We start from the raw sequence: 21,282 nt of genomic DNA on the forward strand, positions 1-21,282 counted from the left end.
CTCTCTACGTCGTTGTGACGCCACTGCGATAGCAACTAATTGCCAGCGCGCGTGCGCTCGCCTGCCCTTCGCTGCCTTCTCTTCAGTCACCGCCTGCGAAATGTGAAACTAATCGACCGGAAATTTCACTTACGAATTGCCGGACTCTCCTCGCTCCGAAACCTTGGGCGTCGTCGACGGCCAAGGAGAGACCATGAGCGCATTTCAGAGGGAAACGGTTTTGTCGGTCAGGCACTGGACCGAGTCCCTGTTCAGCTTCACCGCGACACGCGATCCGGGCTTCCGCTTCCAGAACGGCCAATTCGCCATGATCGGCCTCGAGGTCGAGGGCAAGCCGCTGATGCGGGCTTACAGCATGGCGAGCGCCAACCACGAGGAGGCGCTCGAGTTCTTCTCGATCAAGGTGCAGGACGGCCCGCTGACCTCGCGCCTCCAGAAGATCAGGGAAGGCGACATCATCCTGGTCGGCCGCAAGGCGACCGGCACGCTGATCACCGGCAACCTCATTCCGGGAAAACGCCTGCTGCTGCTCTCGACCGGCACGGGACTCGCGCCGTTCGCCAGCCTGATCAAGGATCCCGATGTCTACGAGAATTACGAGACCATCGTGCTCGCCCACGGCTGCCGCCAAGTCTCCGAGCTCGCCTATGGCGAGCACCTCGTCGAAGGCCTGCGCAGCCACGAATTCTTCGGTCCCCTGATCCGCGACAAGCTGGTCTACTACCCGACCGTGACCCGCGAGCCATTCAGGAACCGCGGCCGCATCACCGATCTGATCGCCTCGAACCAGCTGTTCGACGACATCGGGCTGCCGGGCCTCGATATCGAGACCGACCGCATCATGCTGTGCGGCAGCCCGGCGATGCTGGAGGAACTCCCTGCGATGTTTTCGGCGCGCGGCTTTGTCGAGGGCAATCACAGCCAGCCCGGCCATTTCGTGATCGAAAAGGCCTTTGTCGAGCGCTGAGGCGCAAATCGCGGCCCGGCGACAACTAATTGCTATCGCCGGAACGTCGCCTGAACAAATCTGATGCAAAGGCGCCGGCTATCGGCGAACCAGGAGCAAGCGATGGCACTAGATCAGATCGTCGACGGACTTTCGGAGGTTTCCTGCGATGTGCTGGTCATCGGCGGCGGCACGGCCGGCCCGATGGCGGCGCTCAAGGCGAAGCTGAAGAATCCGAAGGCCAATGTCGTCCTGCTCGAGAAGGCGAACGTCAAGCGCTCCGGCGCGATCTCCATGGGCATGGACGGGCTCAACAACGCGGTCATCCCCGGTTACGCGACGCCCGAGCAGTACACCAAGGAAATCACCATCGCCAATGACGGCATCGTCGACCAGAAGGCGGTCTATAAATACGCGCAGAACTGCTACAAGATCATAGAAGAGCTCGACAGTTTCGGCATCCGCTTCCTGAAGAACGAGAACGGCGACTACGCCGTCAAGAAGGTGCATCACATCGGCACCTATGTGCTGCCGATGCCGAACGGCGAGACCGTGAAGAAGGCGCTGTACCGTCAGCTCCGCCGTGCCCGCATCCTGATCTCCAACCGCTACATGGCGACGCGGTTGCTCAAATCGTCTGATGGCCGCATCGCCGGCGCGATCTCCGTCAACACGCGAACGGCCGAGATGCTGGTGATCAAGGCCAAGGCGGTGATCCTGTGCATGGGCGCCGCCGGCCGCCTTGGCCTTCCGACCTCCGGCTACATGTTCGGCACCTATGAGAACGCCGCCAATTCCGGCGACGGCTACTCCATGGCCTATCACGCCGGCGCGGCGCTCGCGAACCTCGAATGCTACCAGATCAATCCGCTGATCAAGGACTATAACGGCCCGGCCTGCGCCTATGTCGCCGGTCCCTTCGGCGCCTTCACCGCCAACAACGAAGGCTCGCGTTTCATCGAATGCGACTACTGGTCCGGCCAGATGATGCTGGAGTTCTACAACGAGCTCTTGTCCGGCAAGGGGCCGGTGTTCCTCCAGCTCAAGCATCTTCACCCCGACACCATCTCGGAGATCGAATCCACGCTGCACAAGGTCGAGCGTCCCACGCGCGGCCTGTTCCAGCAGGGACGCGGCGTCGACTACCGCAGCGAATCGATCGAGATGCACATCTCCGAGATCGGCTTCTGCTCCGGCCACAGCGCCTCCGGCGTGTTCGTCGACGACAATGCCCGCACCACCGTGCCCGGCCTCTATGCCGCCGGCGACATGGCGAGCGTGCCGCACAACTACATGCTCGGCGCCTTCACCAACGGCTCGGTCGCCGGCATCGACGCGATGGAGTTCGCCGACAGCCACGACTTTGCGGAGTTCGACGCCGCCGATGTCGCGCTGGAGCGCGACCGCGTGATGGCGCCGACCAAGCGCGAGGACGGCATTCCGCCGAACCAGGTCGAATACAAGACCCGGCGCCTGGTCAACGACTATCTCCAGCCGCCGAAAGTCACGCGCAAATACGAGCTCGGCATGCGCCGCCTTGCCGAGGCGCGGCAGGACATGCAGGAACACATGATCGCGCGCAACGCGCACGAGCTGCTGCGCGCGCTCGAAGTGCAGTCGATCATGGACTGCGCCGACATGGCGGTGCACGCCTCGCTGTATCGCGAGGAGAGCCGCTGGGGTCTCTATCACTGGCGCACCGATTTCCCGGAGAAGGACAACGAGAACTGGTTCTGCCACACGCTGCTCTCCAAGCAGGACGGCAAGATGACCAGCGAGAAACGTGCCGTGGAGCCGTACGTCGTGCCGATCGCCGACGACGAGAAGGACCTCTACGACAAGCAGCGCATCCGCGCCTCCGCCTGATCCACCAGACCATAGCAACAGGAGACATAAAATGCCTCTCGCGTCCTATCAGACATCGGTTCCGGTGGTCGTCGACGACGCCAAATGCATCGCGGACAAGGGCTGCACCGTCTGCGTCGACGTCTGCCCGCTCGACGTGCTCCGCATCAGCGAGATGACCAACAAGGCCTACATGGCCTATGACGAGTGCTGGTACTGCATGCCCTGCGAAGCGGATTGCCCGACCGGCGCCGTCACCGTCAACATTCCCTATCTGTTGAGGTGATCATGTCGAGCCCGTTCGAATCCTATGACGACCTCGAAGACGCCGACGAGCGGCTTCAGGCCGCCGATCCCGCCGAGCGCCGCGTCGCCATCATCGCGCTCGGTCATTCCGGCGATCCCGCGGCCGTTGCGCATCTCGCCAACATGGTGGCCGACCCTGATGCCGGCGTGCGCCAGCAGGTCGCCATGGCGCTCGGCGAGTTCGACGGGCCGGAAGCCGCGAGCGCGTTGGTGAAATTGCTTGTCGACCCTGAAAGGATCGTGGCATCGGCTGCGGCCGACAGCATGGCCGAGTTCAAGGATCCGGCCTGTGCCGGAATCATCCTGCCGCTGGTCAAGCACGCCCACGCCTTCGTCCGCATGGGCGCGCTGCGCGCGCTGAAGGAATTGCGCTGCAAGGACACGCTGAAGCCGGCGCTGGAAGCGCTCCAGGACACGGACGCCGCCGTGCGCGTGCAGGCGATCGGCGTGATCGGCTTCCTCAAGCTGGAAGAATCCATCCCGGCGCTGACCGCGCTGATCAACGACCCTGATGCGCATGTGCGCCGCGCCGCCGTGAGTGCCCTGGCGTTCTCACAGATGAAGCCGGCCGCCGAGACGATCACACGCGCGCTGAAGGACAGCGATTGGATGGTGCGCGAGATGGCGGCCGAAACGCTAGGCCTCAACGTCAACGGCTCGCTCGCCGCAGACCAGCTCGTGGCTTCGCTTGGCGACGAATTCTGGCAGGTGCGGCTGAAGGCGATCCGCAGCCTCGGCAGGATGAAGATCGAGCGCGCGGTGCGCCCGATCGGCAATTGCATCAACCATGACCAGGCCAATTTGCGGAAGGAGGCGGCCGCCGCGCTCGGCGAGATCGCCCATCCCGACGGCGAGGCGTTCCTCGCCGTCATCGCCGACGATGCCGACCCTGATGTCCGCAAGAACGCACGCTGGGCACTCCAGCAGATCGCGGCCCGCAAAGCGCGCGCAGGCGCATAGAGGCGCGCGCAGGGGCATAGCGGCTCTTCGCTGCCGGTCTGGACTTCCCCTGCCAGACGTTTATTGGTCTTCGCCAATGGGATCGGCCTGCCGTTCGAACGCGGCCGGTCCGAAAAACAGCGAGGACGCCGGCCATGACGACACTGTCCGTTAAAGACCTTCTCCCCGAAGATGGAACGAAGGGGACGCTGGTCGGCCGCGTCTGGCTGCCGCAGGCGAACGGTCCGGCCGTGGTCGCCGTGCGCGGCGACGGTGTCTTCGACGTCACCGCCAAATTTCCGACCGTCAGCGCGCTTTGCGAAGAGGACAATCCGGCCAAGGCGCTCGCCGCGACCGGGGGTGAGCGCATCGGCGATCTCGACGCCATCGTGGCCAATACGGCCCCCGATGGACGTGACCCCAGGAAGCCGTGGCTGCTCGCGCCGGTCGATCTCCAGACCCTGAAGGCGGCCGGCGTCACCTTCGCGATCTCGATGCTGGAGCGCGTCATCGAGGAGCGCGCCAAGGGCAATCCGGCCTCGGCCGAAGCGATCCGGAAAGAGGTGACGCGGCTGATCGGCGACGATCTGTCAAAGCTCAAGCCGGGCTCCGACCAGGCGATGCACCTGAAGCAGGTGCTGATCGATCAGAACGCCTGGAGCCAGTACCTCGAGGTCGGCATCGGTCCCGATGCCGAGGTCTTCACCAAGGCACCGACCCTGTCCTCGGTCGGCACCGGCATGGACGCCGGCCTGCATCCGAAGTCCACCTGGAACAACCCCGAGCCGGAGCTCGTGCTGTTCGTCTCGAGCCGCGGCAAGATCGTCGGCGGTTCGCTCGGCAACGACGTCAATTTGCGCGACTTCGAAGGACGCTCGGCGCTCTTGCTCTCGAAAGCCAAGGACAACAACGCCTCCTGCGCGATCGGCCCGCTGCTGCGCCTGTTCGACGACACCTTCACGCTCGACGACGCGCGCAAGCTCGACATCAGCCTGAACGTGAAGGGGACCGACGGTTTCGTGCTCGACGGCCATTCCTCGATCAGCAAGATCAGCCGCGATCCGACCGACCTTGTCGAACAGACCATCGGCAAGGTCCATCAATACCCTGACGGCTTCGTGCTGTTCCTCGGCACCATGTTCGCGCCGGTCAAGGACCGCGATGCGCCGGGGCAGGGCTTCACCCACAAGCGCGACGACATCGTCACCATCGCCGCGCCCCAGCTCGGCAAGCTGGTCAACCGCATGCGCACCAGCGACGAGTGCGAGCCGTGGACCTTCGGCTTCAGTGCGCTGATGAAGAACCTCGCGCAGCGGAAGCTGATCTAGCTTCTTTTTCGCCTCTCCCTGCTTGCGGGGAGAGGCCGGAATTTGCGCGAAGCGCGAATTCCGGGTGAGGGGGAGTCTCCGCGAGTCGATTTGGTCGACCTACGCCGAGCTCCACACATCGTCATTGCGAGCGCCCTCACCCCAACCCTCTCCCCGCAAGCGGGGCGAGGGAGCGCACCTTCATCTCCTCGTTGCATCGCTGGAACAAAATCGCGCTGGGTGTGTCATAGAGCCACCCAGTCCGCCAACGCGCGGTTTCCTCCAAATAGTCAAATAATATGACTAGTCGGAACCGATCTTCCGTGAAATAGTGCCTCCCGCCGCCCGCAAAGGGCGGTCTGCAGGTGCCATGCTACCAATCGGCGCCTAAGATAAACACAAGATCACTTCTTGGGAGACACGCCTGATGATCCTCAAAGCCCTCTTTGCAGCCAGCGCCACGGCCGCGTTGCTGCTCGCGCTGCCGGCGAATGCCGCCGAGCTCACCATCGGCTTCTCGCAGATCGGATCGGAATCCGGCTGGCGCGCGGCCGAGACCTCGGTCTCCAAGCAGGAGGCCGCCAAGCGCAAGGTCAATCTCAAGATCGCCGACGCCCAGCAGAAGCAGGAGAACCAGATCAAGGCGATCCGCTCCTTCATCGCGCAGAACGTCGATGCGATATTCCTCGCGCCCGTCGTCTCGACCGGCTGGGACTCGGTGCTGAAGGAAGCCAAGGAGGCCAAGATCCCGGTCGTGCTGCTCGACCGCGACATCGATCCCTCCGGCAAGGAACTCTATCTCACCGCCGTCACGTCGGACAGCGTGCACGAAGGCGAAGTCGCCGGCGACTGGCTGGCCAAGACCATCGGCGGCAAGGCCTGCAACATCGTCGAATTGCAGGGCACAGTCGGCGCCAGCGTCGCTGCCAACCGCAAGAAGGGTTTTGACACCGCCATCGCCAAGCACGCGAACCTGAAGGTGGTGCGCAGCCAGACCGGCGACTTCACCCGCGCCAAGGGCAAGGAGGTGATGGAGAGCTTCATCAAGGCCGAAGGCGGCGGCAAGTCGATCTGCGCGGTCTACGCGCACAATGACGACATGATGGTCGGCGCGATCCAGGCGATGAAGGAAGCCGGCCTCAAGCCCGGCAAGGAGATCCTCACCGTCTCGATCGACGCGGTTCCCGATATCTTCAAGGCCATGGCCGCCGGCGAAGCCAATGCCACGGTCGAGCTGACGCCGAACATGGCGGGCCCCGCACTCGATGCCATCGCGGCCTTCAAGGACAAGGGCACCGTTCCGCCCAAGTGGATCCAGACCGAGTCCAAGCTCTATACCGCGGCCGATGATCCGCAGAAGATCTACGACAGCAAGAAGGGCCTCGGTTACTGAGGCGAGCGCCGTGCCGGACCGCCCATTTGTGGTCCGGCACCCCCTTCGGCACCGCTGCGCGAACGAATAGGCTGGGTGTCCGCAGCATCAGCGGACGCCGGTGGGAGTGACGTCGTTATGGAGAACAGCCCCGATCCTGCTCCGCCCCTTCTGGAGGTGCGCGGGATCAGCAAGAGCTTCGGCGCTGTGCGTGCGTTGCAGGAGGTCGACTTCACGCTTCGCGCCGGCGAGATCCATGCGCTGCTCGGCGAGAACGGCGCCGGCAAGTCCACGCTGATCAAGGTCGTCACGGGCGTATTTCCGCGCGACGCCGGCATCGTCAGGCTCGGCGGCGAGGAGGTCGCGCCGCGCTCGGCCAAGGCCGCGCTTCAGGCCGGCATCGCTACGGTCTACCAGGAGGTCAATCTGCTGCCGAATCTCTCGGTGGCGCAGAACCTGTTTCTCGACCGCCAGCCGATGCGCTTCGGCATCGTGCGCGACGGCGAGATGCGCCGCCGCGCCAAAGCGCTGCTCGCGGAGTTCGGCCTCGACATCGACGTATCAGCACCGCTCGGCAGCTATTCCGTCGCCGTGCAGCATGTCACCGCGATCGCACGCGCCGTGGATCTGTCCGCGCGCGTGCTGATCCTGGACGAGCCGACCGCGAGTCTCGACCGTCACGAGGTCGAGATCCTCTTCGGCATCATGCGCCAACTGGCGAAACGCGGCATCGGCATCGTCTTCGTCAGTCATTTTCTCGATCAGGTCTACGAGATCTCCGACCGCATCACCGTCTTGCGCAACGGCCGCCTGGTCGGTGAGCGCGAGACCGCCTCGCTGCCGCGGATCGAGCTGATCCGCATGATGCTCGGCCGCGAACTGGCCGAGACCACCGGCGCGCGGGCGGCGACACGCGAGCATCAGGCGCGCGAGATCTGCGCGAGCTTCGAGAATTACGGCAAATCCGGCTATGTCGCGCCGTTCAATCTCGAGCTGCGCCATGGCGAGGTCGTCGGCCTCGCCGGCCTGCTCGGCTCGGGCCGCACCGAGACGGCGCGGCTGGTGTTCGGCGCCGAGCGCGCCGATCGCGGGCAGGCGAAGGTTGAAGGCGCGCCCGTGCGGCTGCACTCGCCGCGCGTCGGCGTGCGCCACGGCTTTGGCTATTGCCCGGAGGAACGCAAGACCGACGGCATCGTCGCCGAGCTCAGCGTGCGCGAGAACATCGTGCTGGCGCTCCAGGCCAAACGCGGGCTGCATCGGCCGCTGTCGCGCCGCGAGCAGGACGAGATCGCGCGCCGCTACGTCAGGATGCTGGACATCCGTCCGTCCGATCCGGAGCGCCCGGTGGGCCTGCTCTCCGGCGGCAATCAGCAAAAAGTGCTGCTGGCGCGCTGGCTCGCGACCTCGCCGCGGCTGCTGGTGCTGGACGAGCCGACCCGCGGCATCGACGTCGGCGCGCATGCCGAGATCATCCGCCTGATCCGCGACCTCTGCGACGAAGGCCTCTCTCTGCTCGTGATCTCCTCGGAGCTGGACGAGATCGTGACCTATTCGGATCGGGTCGTGGTGCTGCGCGACCGCGCCCATATCGAGGAGCTCGCGGGCGAGGCGATCGACGTCAGCAACATTCTCGCCGCCATCGCGGCCGACGGCGCCGCCACAGCGCATGAGGGGCGGGCATGACAGCGCTGTTGCCGCGCCGCGGCCTTGCCCAGATCCTGGCGCTGATCGTCATCCTCGCGGTCGACCGCGTGGTGTCGCCGCAATTCTTCGATTTGCGTCTTCAGGACGGCCGGCTGTTCGGCAGCCTGATCGACGTGCTCAACCGCGGCACGCCGGTGGCGCTGCTCTCGCTCGGCATGGTGCTGGTGATCGCGACGCGCGGCATCGACCTCTCGGTCGGCGCGATCATGGCGATCTCGGGCGCGATTGCGGCGAGCCTCGCCGACAGCCACGGGCTTCCGATCGTGCTGGCGGCCGCGCTTGGTGCCGGCCTCGTCTGCGGATTGTGGAACGGCTTTCTCGTCGCGGTGCTCGGCATGCAGCCGATCGTGGCGACGCTGATCCTGATGGTGGCGGGGCGGGGCATCGCCCAGCTCATCACCGAGGGACGTATCGTGACGTTTTCCTCGCCCGACCTGGTCTGGCTCGGCAACGGTGCCATCCTCGGCCTGCCGGTGCCGGTCGCGATCGCCTTGGTCATGCTGATCCTCACCGGCGCGGTGGTGCGCGGTTCGGCGCTCGGGCTTCTGATCGAGGCGACCGGCGGCAATGCGCGGGCGAGCGAGCTTGCCGGCGTCGGCACCCGCGCGATGATCCTGTCGGTCTATGTCTGGTGCGGCGTCTGCGCCGCGCTGGCCGGCGTGATTGCGGCCGCCGACATCATGGGCGCGGATGCCAACAATGCCGGCCTCTGGCTCGAGCTCGACGCGATCCTGGCCGTGGTGATCGGCGGCACCTCGCTGTTCGGCGGCCGCTTCAGCCTCGTTCTGGCCGTACTCGGCGCGCTGATCATCCAGACCATGAACACCGGGATCCTGCTGTCCGGCTATCCGCCGGAGTTCAATCTGCTGGTCAAGGCGGTGGTCGTGCTCGCGGTTCTGCTGCTGCAATCGCCGAAATTCTCGGGGCTTGCCGGTATCGCCGCGCGGCTGCGGAGCGCGAAAGCATGAAAGGCCTGCCGCCCGTCCTGATCACGGCCATCGTGCTCGTCGCGGGCTTTGCGCTCTGCGCCGTGCAATTCCCCAACATCGCCTCCACCCGCGTGGTCGGCAATCTCCTCACCGACAACGCTTTTCTCGGCATCGTCGCGACCGGCATGACCTTCGTCATCATCTCCGGCGGCATCGATCTGTCGGTCGGCTCGGTGATCGGCTTCACCACCGTCTTCGTCGCGCTCGCGATCGAACGCTGGGGCGTGCCGCCGCTGGTCGCCTTCGTCGCCATCCTCGCGCTCTCGGCGGCGTTCGGTGCGGCGATGGGCGCGGTCATCCATGTCTTCGATCTGCCGCCTTTCATCGTGACGCTGGCGGGGATGTTCCTGGCCCGCGGCGCGAGCTTCCTGCTCTCGACGGAGTCGGTCCCGATCACCGCGCCGGTCTATTCCACCGTGTCGGACTTCGCCCTGCGGATGCCCGGCGGCGGGCGGCTGACCGCGATTGCGATCATCATGCTCGTGATCGTGATCGGGGGCGCCTTGCTGCTGCATCTCACGAGGTTCGGCGCCAATGTCTATGCGCTCGGCGGCAGCCGGAGCACCGCAAGCCTGATGGGCGTTGCGGTCGGCAAGATGACGGTGAAGATCTACATGCTGTCGAGCCTGCTCGCAGGCATCGCCGGCATCGTCTTCTCCTTCTACACCAGCGCCGGCTACTCGCTTTCCGCCGTCGGCGTCGAGCTCGACACCATCGCCGCCGTCGTGATCGGCGGCACGCTGCTCACGGGCGGGCAGGGCTCGGTGATCGGCACCTTCCTCGGCGTGCTGATCCAGGGCCTGATCCAGACCTACATCAATTTCGACGGGACGCTGTCGAGCTGGTGGACCAAGATCGCGACCGGCGTGCTACTGTTCGCCTTCATCGCCTTGCAGCAGGGGCTGGTCGCGCTCGCGCGCCGGCCCGCGGCCAAGAGTGCGGGAGCTGCCACATGACCTCGCGCATTGTCGTCATCCCGACGCGCCGGGCCCACTCCAATCACGCGGAGGTGGCCCGCTCGATCGGCGTCGACATCATCGCCGGCCGTTACGCGGAGGGGACACGCCTGCCTGGCGATGCCGAGATGATCGCGATGTTCGGCGTGTCGCGGCCGGTGCTGCGGGAGAGCGTGAAGACGCTGGTGGCCAAGGGCCTGCTCACCACCAAGGCCCGCGTCGGCACCGTCGTGCGCGAGCGCGCGGCCTGGAACATGTTCGATGCCGACGTGCTGGCCTGGCATCTCGACGCCGGCATCGACAAGCGCTTCCTCAACGACCTCGCAGAGATTCGTCTTGCGGTCGAGCCGCGCGCGGCCGAGCTCGCAGCGAAGCAGAGGTCCGAGGAGGACGTCGCCGAACTGCGGCGCAGCATGGAGCGCATGCGGCGTGAAGCCTCCGACTCGGTGGGCTTTGCCGATGCCGACCTCGCGCTTCACGTTGCCGTGGCGCGGGCCTCCGGCAATCTGTTCATGCGTTCGATCGGGCATGTCATCGAAGCCGCCTTGCGCGCCTCGTTCCTGCTCAGCGCCCCGGTCGAGCCGGAGGACCGCGACGCCGTGCTGCTCTGGCATCAGAAGATCGTCGACGCGATCGCGGCCGGCGATGCCGAGGCGGCATCGGAGGCCATGGTCTTTGTCATTCACAACGGCATGAGCCGCCACGAGGACACGGTGATCGAGACCGCCCCGGCCGAGGTGCTGCCGTCAGCCGATACTGGAGAATAAGCGTGACCGACCTTCGCATTGCCATCGTCGGATTCGGCAAGATCGCGCGCGACCAGCATGTCGGTGCGATCGCGGCGGTACCGGGCGCGACGCTCGCGGCTGTTGCCAGTCGCAATGCCTCGCTGCCGGAGCTGCCGCATTTTGCCACCATCGAAGAGCTGCTGGAGAAGGGCCCGGCGATCGACGCGGTCTCGCTCTGCACGCCGCCGCAGGTGCGGCGCGCCCAGGCCGCCACGGCGCTCGCCGCCGGCAAGCACGTCATGCTGGAGAAGCCGCCCGGCACCGGCGTTGCCGAGCTCGATCCGCTGATCGCGATGGCGGCCGATGCCAGCCGCACGCTGTTTGCGACCTGGCATTCGCGTTATGCGCCGGCGGTCGAGCCGGCCCGCGAATGGCTGGCGACACGCCGGATCAAGTCCGTGCACATCAACTGGAAGGAAGACGTCCGCGTCTGGCATCCCGGCCAGGCCTGGATCTGGGAGCCGGGCGGGCTCGGCGTGTTCGATCCCGGCATAAATGCGCTGTCGATCCTGACCCGCATCCTGCCCAAGCCGGTGTTCGTCACCGCGGCCGAGCTTGCCTTTCCGGCCAACTGCCAGGCCCCGATTGCCGCGAACCTGACGCTGACCGATATCGGCGGCCTGCCGGTCACCGCCGAATTCGACTTCCGCCAGACCGGGCCGCAGAGCTGGGATATCCTCGTGGAAACCGATCAGGGCCGGATGAATTTGTCCGGCGGCGGGCGTCGGATGGCTGTCGACGGCAAGGCCATTGCCGAGGCGCCCGATCAGGAATATCGCGAGCTGTACCGGCGCTTTGTCGAACTCGCGGCGACCGGCGCAAGCGATGTCGATCTGGCGCCGTTGCGTCTCGTTGCCGACTCTTTCCTGCTCGGCAGGCGCACGATCGTCGAACCGTTTGTGGACTGAACATGGCTGGCTCAAAAATAACAAAAGACGTCTTCGGAACGCTGCCGGACGGCCGCAATGTCGAGCGCATCGTGCTGCGCGGCGAGGGCGGCTTTGAAGCCCGTATCATCACCCATGGCGCGGTGATCCAGGCGCTGATCGCGCCGGACGCCAAGGGCGGCTACGACGATGTCGTGCTCGGCCACGACGCCTTCGCCGGCTATCTCGCCGAACGAAAATTCCTGGGCGCAACCGTCGGCCGCTACGCCAACCGTATTGCCAGGGGACAGTTCTCGCTCGATGGCGAGACGGTGCAGCTTCCCGTCAACAATGGCCCGAATGCGCTGCATGGCGGCCTCGACGGGTTCGACCGCAAGCTCTGGGCGATCGCCGGGATCGAAGAGGGCGCCGAGCCCGCGGTGACGCTCACTTATACGAGCCCGCACGGCGAGGAGAATTATCCGGGCCGGCTCGATGTGCGCCTGACCTATCGCGTCACCGGCCCCGCCGAGCTGTCGCTGATGATGGAGGCGCGGACGGACCGGCCGACCATCGTCAATTTGACCAACCACAGCTTCTTCAATCTCGAAGGCGCGACATCAGGCACGTCCATTCTCGACCACAGACTGACGGTCGCAGCCGAGCATTTCCTCGCGATCGATCCCACCGCCATTCCGCTGCCGGAGCCGCCGCGCAGCGTTGTCGGCACGCCGTTCGACTTCCGCAACCCGCATGCCGTAGGCGAGCGCATCCGCGAAAACGATCGGCAATTGCAGAGCGGCAGGGGTTACGACCACACCTACTGCCTCGGCCGCTACGGCAAGCTCGCGCTCGCGGCACAGCTGGAGGCGCCGCGTTCGGGACGCATCATGGAGCTGTTCACCAATCAGCCCGGCATCCAGGTCTATTCCGGCAACTATCTCGACGGCACGATCGCGGGCAAGGGCGGCAAGCTGATCCGGCAATCGGACGCCATGTGCCTGGAGCCGCACATCTGGCCTGACGCGCCGAACCGGCCGGACTTTCCGAGCCCGCGCCTCGATCCGGGCCAAGTCTACCGGCATCACACCGTCTATCGCTTTGCAGTGAGGGCGCCATGATGGAAGAAGTGCCGACCTCCGTACTCTCCGCCGAGCAATGTCATCTCGGCGAAGGGCCGACCTATGACGTCACCACCGATACCGCCTGGTGGTTCGATATCCGCGAAGGACGCCTGTTCGAGGCGCATCTCGGCAGCGGCAGCATCCGCGTCCACGCGCTCGGCCGGATGGCGAGCGCGCTCGGACGCATCGATGCCGACCGGCAGTTGATCGTCGCGGAGGACGGCCTCTACATTCGCAGTCTCGCCGACGGCGCGATGACGCTGTTCCATCCGCTCGAAGCGGACAATCCCGCGACGCGTTCCAATGATTGCCGCGTGCACCAGTCCGGTACGTTCTGGATCGGCACCATGGGCAAGAAGGCCGAGCCGAAGGCGGGCGCGATCTACGCGCTCCATCGCGGCAAGATCTCGACGCTGTTTCCTGGCATCAGCATTCCCAACTCGATCTGCTTCTCGCCGGATGGCGCGACCGGCTATTTCACCGACACCCCGCGCGCCATGCTCTACGCCGTCCCGCTCAATCCCGCGACCGGATTGCCGCGCGGCGAGCCGGAGGTGCTGCTCCGCCACACCGGCATCGGCGGCCTCGACGGCTCGGTGTGCGACGCCGACGGGCAGATCTGGAATGCGTGCTGGGGCGCGAGCCGGATCGACGTCTACTCTCCGCAGGGCGAGCGCCTGCGCTCGCTGAGTGTGCCGGCCAAGCAGGCGAGCTGCCCGGCCTTCGTCGGCCCTGACCTGTCGCGTCTCCTCGTCACCTCGGCCTGGCAGGATATGGACGCGGCGGCACGCGCTGCCGATCCGCAAGCCGGCTGCACGTTTTTATTGGAGGCATCCGCGCGCGGTCGCGCGGAGCCCGACGTCAAGCTCGCATAGGAGGCCCGGAGCCGCACACGACGAACGTTCTCGACGACACGAAAAACAGTCTGACACCCAAGGGAGTGAAGCATGCTGAAACTGAAGACGACATTCCTCGCGCTGGCGCTGGCCGGCGCTGCGACGATGGCCGCGGGCGTCACCGCCTCCGCGCAGGACAAGGCGACCGTCGGCATCGCCATGCCGACCAAATCGTCGGCGCGCTGGATCGACGACGGCAACAACATGGTCAAGGTGCTGAAGGAGCGCGGCTACAACACCGACCTGCAATATGCCGAGGACGACATCCCGAACCAGCTCTCGCAGGTCGAGAACATGGTGACCAAGGGCGCGAAGGCGCTGGTGATCGCCGCGATCGACGGTACCACGCTGTCCGACGTGCTCAAGCAGGCGAAAGCAAAAGGCATCACGGTGATTGCCTATGACCGCCTGATCCGCGGCACGCCGAACGTCGACTACTACGCGACCTTCGACAATTTCCAGGTCGGCGTGCTCCAGGCGGAGTCGCTCGTGCAGGGTCTCGGCCTGAAGGACGGCAAGGGTCCGTTCAACATCGAGCTGTTCGGCGGCTCGCCCGACGACAACAACGCCTACTTCTTCTACAACGGCGCCATGAGCGTGCTGAAGCCCTACATCGACAGCGGCAAGCTCGTCGTCGTGTCCGGCCAGATGGGCATGGACAAGGTCGCGACCCTGCGCTGGGACGGCGCCACCGCGCAGGCCCGCATGGACAACCTGCTCAGCGCCTACTACGGCAACAAGAAGGTCAACGCCGTGCTGTCGCCCTATGACGGCCTCTCGATCGGCATCATCTCCTCGCTGAAGGGCGTGGGCTATGGCAGCGCCGACCAGCCGATGCCCGTCATCTCGGGCCAGGACGCGGAGGTGCCCTCGATCAAGGCGATGCTGCGCGGCGATCAGTATTCGACCATCTTCAAGGACACCCGCGATCTCGCCAAGGTGACCGCCGACATGGTCGACGCCGCGCTCGCCGGCAAGCAGGTCACGGTCAACGACACCAACACCTATGAGAACGGCGTCAAGAAGGTTCCGTCCTATCTGCTCAAGCCGGTCGTGGTCTACAAGGACAATTGGGAGAAGGTTCTGGTGGACAGCGGCTACTACAAGAAGTCGCAGTTCCAGTAGACGTTCTTGTTCCGTCATTCCGGGGCGATGCGTAGCATCGAACCCGGAATCTCGAGGTTCCGGGTTCGCCCTTCGGGCGCCCCGGAACGACCGCGATTTAGGACACCAAAGCCATGACCGCCATGCTGGAGATGCGCAACGTCAGCAAGAGCTTTGCCGGCGTCCAGGCGCTGCGCGACGTCAACTTCTCGGTTCACGCCGGGCAGATCCACGCGCTTGTCGGCGAGAACGGCGCCGGCAAGTCCACGCTGATGAAGGTGCTCAGCGGCGTCTATCCGCACGGCAGCTACGAGGGCACCATCATCTTCGAGGGCGAGGAGCGCCGCTTCCGTGACATCAACGATTCCGAGGCGCTCGGCATCATCATCATCCACCAGGAGCTGGCGCTGATCCCGTTGATGTCGATCGCCGAAAACATCTTCTTGTCGCATCCGCCGTCGAAATTCGGCGTGATCGACCGCGACGAGGTGTACCGGCGCACCCGCGAGCTGCTGGCGCAGGTCGGCCTGAGGGAATCGCCGGATACGCTGATCACCGACCTCGGCGTCGGTAAGCAGCAGCTGGTCGAGATCGCCAAGGCGCTGTCCAAGCGGGTGCGCATGCTGATCCTGGACGAGCCGACCGCGAGCCTCAACGAAGCCGATAGCGCCGCGTTGCTCGAACGCCTGATGGCGTTCCGCGAGCAGGGCATCGGCTCGATCCTGATCTCGCACAAGCTCAACGAGGTGGCCAAGGTCGCCGACCACATCACCGTGCTGCGTGACGGCCGCACCGTCGACAGCATCGACTGCCGTGCCGAGCCGATCCAGGAAGACCGCATCATCCGCAGCATGGTCAACCGCGATCTCGCCCATCGCTTCCCCGAGCGCAGCGTGAAGATCGGCGAGCCCGTGCTCGCCATCGAGAACTGGTCGGTCTATCACCCCATTCATCCCGAGCGGCAGGTCATCAAGAACGTCAATTTCGGCGTCAAGCGCGGCGAGGTCGTCGGCATCGCCGGGCTGATGGGCGCCGGCCGCACCGAATTCGCCATGAGCCTGTTCGGCCGCTCCTGGGGCACCAATATCAGCGGCCATATCCGGCTCGAAGGCAGGGAGATCGTGCTGCCGAGCGTCGCGGCCGCAATCGATGCCGGCCTTGCCTATGTCACCGAGGACCGCAAGCAGCTCGGGCTGATCCTCGCCGACGACGTCCGCAAGAACATCACGCTCGCCAGCCTCGACCAGGTCGCGCCGGGGAGGGTGATCGACGACATCGCCGAGCTGAAGGTTGCCAGCGACTACAGGAATCGCATGCGCATCCGCTGCTCCGACGTCTACCAGGAGACCGGCCAGCTCTCCGGCGGCAACCAGCAGAAGGTAGTGCTGTCGAAATGGCTGATGACCGACCCCAAGGTGCTGATCCTGGACGAACCGACAAGGGGCATCGACGTCGGTGCCAAATACGAGATTTACTGTATCATCAACGAGCTTGCGGAGGCCGGCCGCGGCGTAGTGGTCATCTCCTCGGAGATGCCCGAGCTGCTCGGCATCTGCGACCGCATCTGCGTGATGAACGACGGCGCTTTCGTCGGCGAGTTCTCCGGCACGGAAGCGACGCAGGAGAAGATCATGCGCGCCATCATGCGCAACCAGAGAAGCAACGGAAACGGCGTGCCTGAGGCCGCGGAGATGGGAGGATTGCAGCCATGACCGACAAGACGGTTTCGCTGCCCGAGGAGCGCCGGCACGGCAGCTTCATCAAGAACAATTTGCGCAATTACGGCATGCTGATGTCGCTGATCGCGATCATGCTGTTCTTTCAGGTCATGACCGGCGGCACGCTGCTGCAGCCGCTCAATTTGACCAACCTGGTGCTCCAGAACAGCTACATCGTCATCATGGCGCTCGGCATGCTGCTGGTGATCGTTACCGGCCATATCGACCTCTCGGTCGGTTCGGTCGCGGGCTTCGTCGGCGCGGTGGCCGCCGTGCTGATGGTGACGTACAAGGTCGACTACACGCTGGCCTTCATCGCCTGCCTGCTGCTGGGCGCGGCGATCGGCGCGGCGCAGGGCTATTGGGTGGCCTATTTCAAGATCCCGTCCTTCATCGTGACGCTGGCCGGCATGCTCGTGTTCAAGGGTCTTGCGCTTGCGGTGTTGCAGGGCCAGTCGCTCGGGCCGTTCCCGGCGACCTTCCAGAAACTGTCCTCGGGCTTCATTCCGGAGATACTGCCCGAGGCCGGCACGCTGCATCCGACCTCCATGCTGATCGGCGCCGTGCTCGCGCTCGGCCTCGTCTATGTCAGCGCCAAGGGCCGGTCGCGCGAGCAGTCGCACGGCATCGAGGTCGAGCCTTATGCCTTCTTTCTCGGCAAGAGCATTTTGCTGGCCTGCGCCGTGCTCTACTTCACCTATCTGATCGCCTCGCATCGCGGCCTGCCCAACGTGCTGGTGATCATGGGCGCGCTGATCGCGCTCTACGGCTTCGTCACCCGTCGCACCGTGATCGGGCGGCAGATCTACGCGGTCGGCGGCAATGCCAAGGCGGCAAGCCTGTCGGGCATCAAGACCGAGCGGCTGACCTTCCTCACCTTCGTCAACATGGGCGTGCTGGCCGCGCTCGCCGGCCTCGTCTTCGCCGCGCGCCTCAACACCGCAACGCCGAAGGCGGGCTTGGGCTTCGAGCTCGACGTCATCGCTGCCTGCTTCATCGGCGGCGCCTCGGCCTATGGCGGCGTGGGCCGCGTCGGCGGCGCCGTGGTCGGCGCCATGATCATGGGCGTGATGAACAACGGCATGTCCATCCTCGGCATCGGCATCGACTATCAGCAGGTCATCAAGGGCCTGGTGCTGCTGGGAGCGGTGTGCATCGACGTGTATAATCAGCGGCGGTGAGTGGACTGTTGTAGGGTCGGCAAAGGCGCGTAAGCGCCGTGCCTACCACCTTTCCACGATCGCGCGAGAAGTGGTGGGCACGCGCCCACCCTACGGCAGCCGCTACTGCGTCGTGAACAGCACCGCCGCGATGGCGACGGAGAGGCTGACCGCCGAGACGGTCGCCACGGTCGACAGTACCCCCATCCGCCTGAGCGCGATGGCGAACGCGATGATGATGGGGGTCGCGGTCATCAGCCCGATTTGTGCGTCGCTCATATCGTTGCTCGCCGCTCCCTAAAATCCTGAGGCGGTTCCTACCGTGATCCGGGCGGGTGGACGTTGCGTCGGCGCAAACAAGCCGGCGCAATCCACCAGTTTGTCCGCCGACAAACTCGGATCGGGGCGGGTCAGCTAAGTCTGTCCGGTGTCCTGATCCGGAAGGCAGATGTCGGTAACCGATTGCGAACAACAGGGAACCGGCTGGGGCATCCTCGAGGAACTCCCCGGCGATCCCATGATCTGGGTGCTGATCTTCAGCGAGTTGGCCGCGTTCGGCCTGTTCTTCGGCGCCTTCATCGTCGCCCGCGCAATTCATCCCGCGATGTTCGCGGCCGGACAGGCCACGCTCGATGCGCATCTCGCCGGGCTCAACACAATCGTCCTGGTGACCAGCGGCTGGGCCGCGGCCCGCGGCACGGCTGCCGCACGGGCACAACGCAAGCAGGCCGCGCGCGGCTGGCTGTTCGGTGCCATGGCCCTCGGCGGCGTCTTCATCGCGATCAAGCTGCTCGAATATGCCGGCGAGATCGCGCAGGGAAACGGGCTGGAGACCAGCCCGTTCTTCACGCTGTACTTCCTTCTCACCGGCTTTCATCTCCTGCATGTCGGCCTCGGCATCGTGATCCTGGCCGTGGTTTCCCGGGGGGCGGAGGTGATCGGCGTCGAGACGGGGGCCGCCTTCTGGCACATGGTCGACCTGCTCTGGATCGTCATGTTTCCGATCCTGTATCTGGTGCGCTGATGATGCCGGATCGTCTCGACCTCACATGGATCGTGCTGGTCGGCCTCGCGCTCGCGACCGTCCTGGTGCCATCCCTTGTGACGCGTCCGCTGCTCGGCAACGCCCTGCTGCTGGCCTTCGCCGCGCTCAAGGGGCGCCGGATCGTGCTCGATTTCCTCGATCTCCGCGCCGCGCCGGCGCTCTGGCGCGGCCTCGTGAGCGCCTGGGTCGTCATCGTCGTGCTCTTTGCCTGGTCCGTGTCGGCCGTCGTCGCCCTGATCTGACGCGCTCATTGCGCCCTGACAAAGAACCGGCCGCGCGAAGCGGCAATAAATCACAGCATCGGACCTCGACAGGAATCAACCGGAAAGGATTGGCAATGGCTGAACGCCTGACCAAGTCGGCCGCTCGAAACGTCTTCTACGGCGGCTCGGCTTTTTTCTTCGCCATCTTCATAGGGCTGACGGCGCACAGCCACTACTACATGGCCACGACCTCGACGGACGCGTCGACGCTGACGTCGTCGGTCGCCCGCGGCAAGCATGTCTGGGAGAAGAACTCCTGCATCAACTGCCACACCTTGCTCGGTGAGGGCGCCTATTTCGCGCCCGAGGTCGGCAACGTCTGGGATCGCTGGGGCGGCAAGGAAGATCCGGCAAGCGCGCGCGAAACGCTGAAGGCCTGGATGCAGTCGCAGCCGTCGGGCGCCGAGGGCCGGCGGCAGATGCCGCAGTTCAACCTGACCGACCAGGAGCTCAACGATCTTGCCGACTTCCTGCAATGGGTGAGCACGATCAAGCGCCAGGACTGGCCGCCGAACAAGGCCGGTTGAGCGCCGCTAATCCTCTTTCAAGACAGAGAGAACCGAGATGAAATATCAGACCCAGAAAGTCGCGATGCTGTATTTCTACGGCGCGCTGACGCTGTTCCTGGCCCAGGTCCTGTTCGGCCTGCTCGCCGGAACCATCTACGTCCTGCCCAACACCCTGTCGACCCTCCTGCCGTTCAACATCGTCAGGATGATCCATACCAACGCGCTGATCGTATGGTCGCTGATCGGCTTCATGGGTGCGACCTACTTCCTGCTCCCGGAAGAGACCGAGACCGAGCTGTACAGCCCGCTGCTGGCGAAGATCCAGTTCTGGATGTTCTTCGGCGCGGCCGGCGTCGCCGTGGTCGGCTATCTCTTCCACTACCACGAGGGCCGCGAATTCCTCGAGCAACCCTTCATCATCAAGGTCGGCATCGTCGTGGTCTGCCTGATGTTCCTGTTCAACGTGACCATGACGGCGCTGAAGGGCCGCAAGACCACGGTGACCAACATCCTGCTGTTCGGCCTGTGGGGCGTTGCGATCTTCTTCCTGTTCGCGTTCTACAATCCGGCGAACCTCGCCGTCGACAAGATGTACTGGTGGTACGTCGTCCATCTCTGGGTCGAAGGCGTCTGGGAGCTGATCATGGCCTCCGTGCTCGCCTACCTGATGATCAAGCTCAACGGCATCGACCGCGAGGTGGTCGAGAAGTGGCTCTACGTCATCATCGGCCTTGCCCTGTTCTCGGGCATCCTCGGCACCGGCCATCACTTCTACTGGATCGGCGCGCCCGGCTACTGGCAGTGGATCGGCTCGCTGTTCTCGACGCTCGAGGTCGCGCCGTTCTTCACCATGGTGATCTTCACCGTGCAGATGACCTGGAAGGCCGGCCGCAAGCATCCGAACCGCGCCGCGCTGCTGTGGTCGGTCGGCTGCTCGGTGATGGCGTTCCTCGGTGCCGGCGTCTGGGGCTTCCTGCACACGCTGTCCTCGGTGAACTACTACACCCACGGCACCCAGGTCACCGCAGCGCACGGCCATCTCGCCTTCTTCGGCGCCTATGTGATGCTGAACCTGTCGGTGATGGCCTATGCGATCCCGCAGCTGAAGGGACGCGCGCCATACAACCAGTGGCTCAGCATGACGAGCTTCTGGATCATGTGCACGGCCATGATGACCATGACCTTTGCGCTGACCTTCGCCGGCGTGGTCCAGGTCCACCTCCAGCGCGTGCTCGGCCAGAGCTACATGGACGTGCAGGACCAGCTCGCGATGTTCTACTGGGTCCGGCTCGGTTCCGGCGTGTTCGTCGCGATCTCCGCGCTGATGTTCGTCTGGGCGGTGCTGGTGCCGGGCCGCGAGAAGCAGGCGACCGTGCCCGCCGCGCTGCAGCCGGCTGAGTAAACGCAAATGGCGGCCGCGGTTCGCCGCGGCCGCCTGCTTCCTG

21 protein-coding genes are annotated in these 21,282 nt (G+C 65.1%); 20 read left to right on the plus strand and 1 reads right to left on the minus strand.

The annotated features are described in order from the left end of the window. Window positions 1–193 precede the first annotated feature (193 nt). The 16 genes from ACE10W_RS12855 to mmsB all read left to right on the plus strand — a co-directional run bounded on the left by ACE10W_RS12855 (window position 194) and on the right by mmsB (window position 18,041). Window positions 194–967 (plus strand): ferredoxin--NADP reductase, encoded by a 774-nt coding sequence (locus ACE10W_RS12855; protein WP_028172180.1) that lies wholly within the window; start codon window positions 194–196, stop codon window positions 965–967. Between the two features lie 102 nt (window positions 968–1,069). Next, window positions 1,070–2,812: a fumarate reductase/succinate dehydrogenase flavoprotein subunit gene (locus ACE10W_RS12860; protein ID WP_304551920.1), complete on the plus strand. Its 1,743-nt coding sequence runs from the start codon at window positions 1,070–1,072 to the stop codon at window positions 2,810–2,812. A gap of 31 nt (window positions 2,813–2,843) precedes the next feature. Then, entirely contained in the window at window positions 2,844–3,077 is a 234-nt protein-coding gene (locus ACE10W_RS12865) for a ferredoxin family protein (protein ID WP_011085981.1), read from the plus strand. 2 nt (window positions 3,078–3,079) lie between these two features. Then, window positions 3,080–4,057 carry a HEAT repeat domain-containing protein gene (locus tag ACE10W_RS12870; protein ID WP_161535700.1) on the plus strand — a complete coding sequence of 326 codons (978 nt, stop codon included), beginning with the start codon at window positions 3,080–3,082 and terminating at the stop codon, window positions 4,055–4,057. A 134-nt stretch (window positions 4,058–4,191) separates the two neighbouring features. Next, on the plus strand, window positions 4,192–5,364 hold the full coding sequence (locus tag ACE10W_RS12875; protein ID WP_304551925.1) for a fumarylacetoacetate hydrolase family protein: 1,173 nt from the start codon (window positions 4,192–4,194) through the stop codon (window positions 5,362–5,364). Window positions 5,365–5,770: 406 nt separating this feature from the next. Beyond that, complete coding sequence (gene ytfQ, locus ACE10W_RS12880) at window positions 5,771–6,736, plus strand: galactofuranose ABC transporter, galactofuranose-binding protein YtfQ (protein ID WP_304551927.1); 966 nt, start codon at window positions 5,771–5,773, stop codon at window positions 6,734–6,736. A gap of 117 nt (window positions 6,737–6,853) precedes the next feature. Beyond that, window positions 6,854–8,398: a sugar ABC transporter ATP-binding protein gene (locus ACE10W_RS12885; RefSeq protein ID WP_370204063.1), complete on the plus strand. Its 1,545-nt coding sequence runs from the start codon at window positions 6,854–6,856 to the stop codon at window positions 8,396–8,398. Continuing rightward, complete coding sequence (locus ACE10W_RS12890; protein ID WP_304551931.1) at window positions 8,395–9,387, plus strand: ABC transporter permease; 993 nt, start codon at window positions 8,395–8,397, stop codon at window positions 9,385–9,387. The genes ACE10W_RS12885 and ACE10W_RS12890 overlap by 4 nt, the downstream gene beginning before the upstream one ends. After that, window positions 9,384–10,364, plus strand: a complete 981-nt coding sequence (gene yjfF / locus ACE10W_RS12895) for a galactofuranose ABC transporter, permease protein YjfF (protein WP_304551933.1) — start codon at window positions 9,384–9,386, stop codon at window positions 10,362–10,364. The genes ACE10W_RS12890 and yjfF overlap by 4 nt, the downstream gene beginning before the upstream one ends. After that, window positions 10,361–11,131, plus strand: a complete 771-nt coding sequence (locus tag ACE10W_RS12900) for a FadR/GntR family transcriptional regulator (RefSeq protein WP_011085988.1) — start codon at window positions 10,361–10,363, stop codon at window positions 11,129–11,131. The genes yjfF and ACE10W_RS12900 overlap by 4 nt, the downstream gene beginning before the upstream one ends. A 2-nt stretch (window positions 11,132–11,133) precedes the next feature. Next, window positions 11,134–12,060 carry a Gfo/Idh/MocA family protein gene (locus ACE10W_RS12905; protein ID WP_304551936.1) on the plus strand — a complete coding sequence of 309 codons (927 nt, stop codon included), beginning with the start codon at window positions 11,134–11,136 and terminating at the stop codon, window positions 12,058–12,060. A gap of 2 nt (window positions 12,061–12,062) precedes the next feature. After that, a complete protein-coding gene (locus ACE10W_RS12910) occupies window positions 12,063–13,139 on the plus strand; it encodes an aldose epimerase family protein (RefSeq protein WP_304551939.1) in 1,077 nt (358 codons plus the stop codon). Further along, a complete protein-coding gene (locus tag ACE10W_RS12915) occupies window positions 13,139–14,017 on the plus strand; it encodes an SMP-30/gluconolactonase/LRE family protein (RefSeq protein ID WP_304553744.1) in 879 nt (292 codons plus the stop codon). Before ACE10W_RS12910 ends, ACE10W_RS12915 begins: the two co-directional genes overlap by 1 nt. Before the next feature lie 72 nt (window positions 14,018–14,089). Then, the gene (gene chvE / locus ACE10W_RS12920; protein ID WP_011085992.1) at window positions 14,090–15,163 is read left to right on the plus strand and encodes a multiple monosaccharide ABC transporter substrate-binding protein; all 1,074 of its coding nucleotides are present in this window, start codon (window positions 14,090–14,092) and stop codon (window positions 15,161–15,163) included. Between the two features lie 113 nt (window positions 15,164–15,276). Further along, on the plus strand, window positions 15,277–16,854 hold the full coding sequence (gene mmsA, locus ACE10W_RS12925) for a multiple monosaccharide ABC transporter ATP-binding protein (RefSeq protein ID WP_304551941.1): 1,578 nt from the start codon (window positions 15,277–15,279) through the stop codon (window positions 16,852–16,854). After that, window positions 16,851–18,041, plus strand: coding sequence for a multiple monosaccharide ABC transporter permease (gene mmsB, locus ACE10W_RS12930; RefSeq protein WP_011085994.1), 1,191 nt, complete (start codon window positions 16,851–16,853; stop codon window positions 18,039–18,041). The genes mmsA and mmsB overlap by 4 nt, the downstream gene beginning before the upstream one ends. 102 nt (window positions 18,042–18,143) lie before the next feature. Here mmsB and ACE10W_RS12935 read toward each other — a convergent pair whose 3' ends face one another. After that, window positions 18,144–18,299 carry a hypothetical protein gene (locus tag ACE10W_RS12935; protein WP_091892367.1) on the minus strand — a complete coding sequence of 52 codons (156 nt, stop codon included), beginning with the start codon at window positions 18,297–18,299 and terminating at the stop codon, window positions 18,144–18,146. Between the two features lie 169 nt (window positions 18,300–18,468). On the opposite strand from ACE10W_RS12935, the gene ACE10W_RS12940 reads away from it, so the two are divergent. The 4 genes from ACE10W_RS12940 to ACE10W_RS12955 all read left to right on the plus strand — a co-directional run bounded on the left by ACE10W_RS12940 (window position 18,469) and on the right by ACE10W_RS12955 (window position 21,239). Next, on the plus strand, window positions 18,469–19,044 hold the full coding sequence (locus tag ACE10W_RS12940; RefSeq protein ID WP_304551947.1) for a cytochrome c oxidase subunit 3 family protein: 576 nt from the start codon (window positions 18,469–18,471) through the stop codon (window positions 19,042–19,044). Between the two features lie 2 nt (window positions 19,045–19,046). Next, a complete protein-coding gene (locus ACE10W_RS12945; RefSeq protein WP_370205720.1) occupies window positions 19,047–19,307 on the plus strand; it encodes a cytochrome C oxidase subunit IV family protein in 261 nt (86 codons plus the stop codon). A gap of 95 nt (window positions 19,308–19,402) precedes the next feature. Then, window positions 19,403–19,855 (plus strand): cytochrome c, encoded by a 453-nt coding sequence (locus ACE10W_RS12950; protein ID WP_011085998.1) that lies wholly within the window; start codon window positions 19,403–19,405, stop codon window positions 19,853–19,855. 37 nt (window positions 19,856–19,892) lie between these two features. After that, window positions 19,893–21,239 carry a cbb3-type cytochrome c oxidase subunit I gene (locus tag ACE10W_RS12955; protein WP_028172167.1) on the plus strand — a complete coding sequence of 449 codons (1,347 nt, stop codon included), beginning with the start codon at window positions 19,893–19,895 and terminating at the stop codon, window positions 21,237–21,239. Window positions 21,240–21,282: the final 43 nt, after the last annotated feature.

The organism is Bradyrhizobium sp. B025, from assembly GCF_042257955.1.
In the GTDB taxonomy this organism is placed as follows: Bacteria; Pseudomonadota; Alphaproteobacteria; order Rhizobiales; family Xanthobacteraceae; genus Bradyrhizobium; species Bradyrhizobium diazoefficiens.

Bases quoted from the DNA above. Each gene is read 5' to 3' on its own strand.
- ACE10W_RS12855 (WP_028172180.1), top strand. From the start codon at position 194: ATGAGCGCATTTCAGAGGGAAACGGTTTTGTCGGTCAGGCACTGGACC.
- ACE10W_RS12860 (WP_304551920.1), top strand. From the start codon at position 1,070: ATGGCACTAGATCAGATCGTCGACGGACTTTCGGAGGTTTCCTGCGAT.
- ACE10W_RS12865 (WP_011085981.1), top strand. From the start codon at position 2,844: ATGCCTCTCGCGTCCTATCAGACATCGGTTCCGGTGGTCGTCGACGAC.
- ACE10W_RS12870 (WP_161535700.1), top strand. From the start codon at position 3,080: ATGTCGAGCCCGTTCGAATCCTATGACGACCTCGAAGACGCCGACGAG.
- ACE10W_RS12875 (WP_304551925.1), top strand. From the start codon at position 4,192: ATGACGACACTGTCCGTTAAAGACCTTCTCCCCGAAGATGGAACGAAG.
- ytfQ (WP_304551927.1), top strand. From the start codon at position 5,771: ATGATCCTCAAAGCCCTCTTTGCAGCCAGCGCCACGGCCGCGTTGCTG.
- ACE10W_RS12885 (WP_370204063.1), top strand. From the start codon at position 6,854: ATGGAGAACAGCCCCGATCCTGCTCCGCCCCTTCTGGAGGTGCGCGGG.
- ACE10W_RS12890 (WP_304551931.1), top strand. From the start codon at position 8,395: ATGACAGCGCTGTTGCCGCGCCGCGGCCTTGCCCAGATCCTGGCGCTG.
- yjfF (WP_304551933.1), top strand. From the start codon at position 9,384: ATGAAAGGCCTGCCGCCCGTCCTGATCACGGCCATCGTGCTCGTCGCG.
- ACE10W_RS12900 (WP_011085988.1), top strand. From the start codon at position 10,361: ATGACCTCGCGCATTGTCGTCATCCCGACGCGCCGGGCCCACTCCAAT.
- ACE10W_RS12910 (WP_304551939.1), top strand. From the start codon at position 12,063: ATGGCTGGCTCAAAAATAACAAAAGACGTCTTCGGAACGCTGCCGGAC.
- ACE10W_RS12915 (WP_304553744.1), top strand. From the start codon at position 13,139: ATGGAAGAAGTGCCGACCTCCGTACTCTCCGCCGAGCAATGTCATCTC.
- chvE (WP_011085992.1), top strand. From the start codon at position 14,090: ATGCTGAAACTGAAGACGACATTCCTCGCGCTGGCGCTGGCCGGCGCT.
- mmsA (WP_304551941.1), top strand. From the start codon at position 15,277: ATGACCGCCATGCTGGAGATGCGCAACGTCAGCAAGAGCTTTGCCGGC.
- mmsB (WP_011085994.1), top strand. From the start codon at position 16,851: ATGACCGACAAGACGGTTTCGCTGCCCGAGGAGCGCCGGCACGGCAGC.
- ACE10W_RS12935 (WP_091892367.1), bottom strand. From the start codon at position 18,299: ATGAGCGACGCACAAATCGGGCTGATGACCGCGACCCCCATCATCATC.
- ACE10W_RS12940 (WP_304551947.1), top strand. From the start codon at position 18,469: ATGTCGGTAACCGATTGCGAACAACAGGGAACCGGCTGGGGCATCCTC.
- ACE10W_RS12945 (WP_370205720.1), top strand. From the start codon at position 19,047: ATGCCGGATCGTCTCGACCTCACATGGATCGTGCTGGTCGGCCTCGCG.
- ACE10W_RS12950 (WP_011085998.1), top strand. From the start codon at position 19,403: ATGGCTGAACGCCTGACCAAGTCGGCCGCTCGAAACGTCTTCTACGGC.
- ACE10W_RS12955 (WP_028172167.1), top strand. From the start codon at position 19,893: ATGAAATATCAGACCCAGAAAGTCGCGATGCTGTATTTCTACGGCGCG.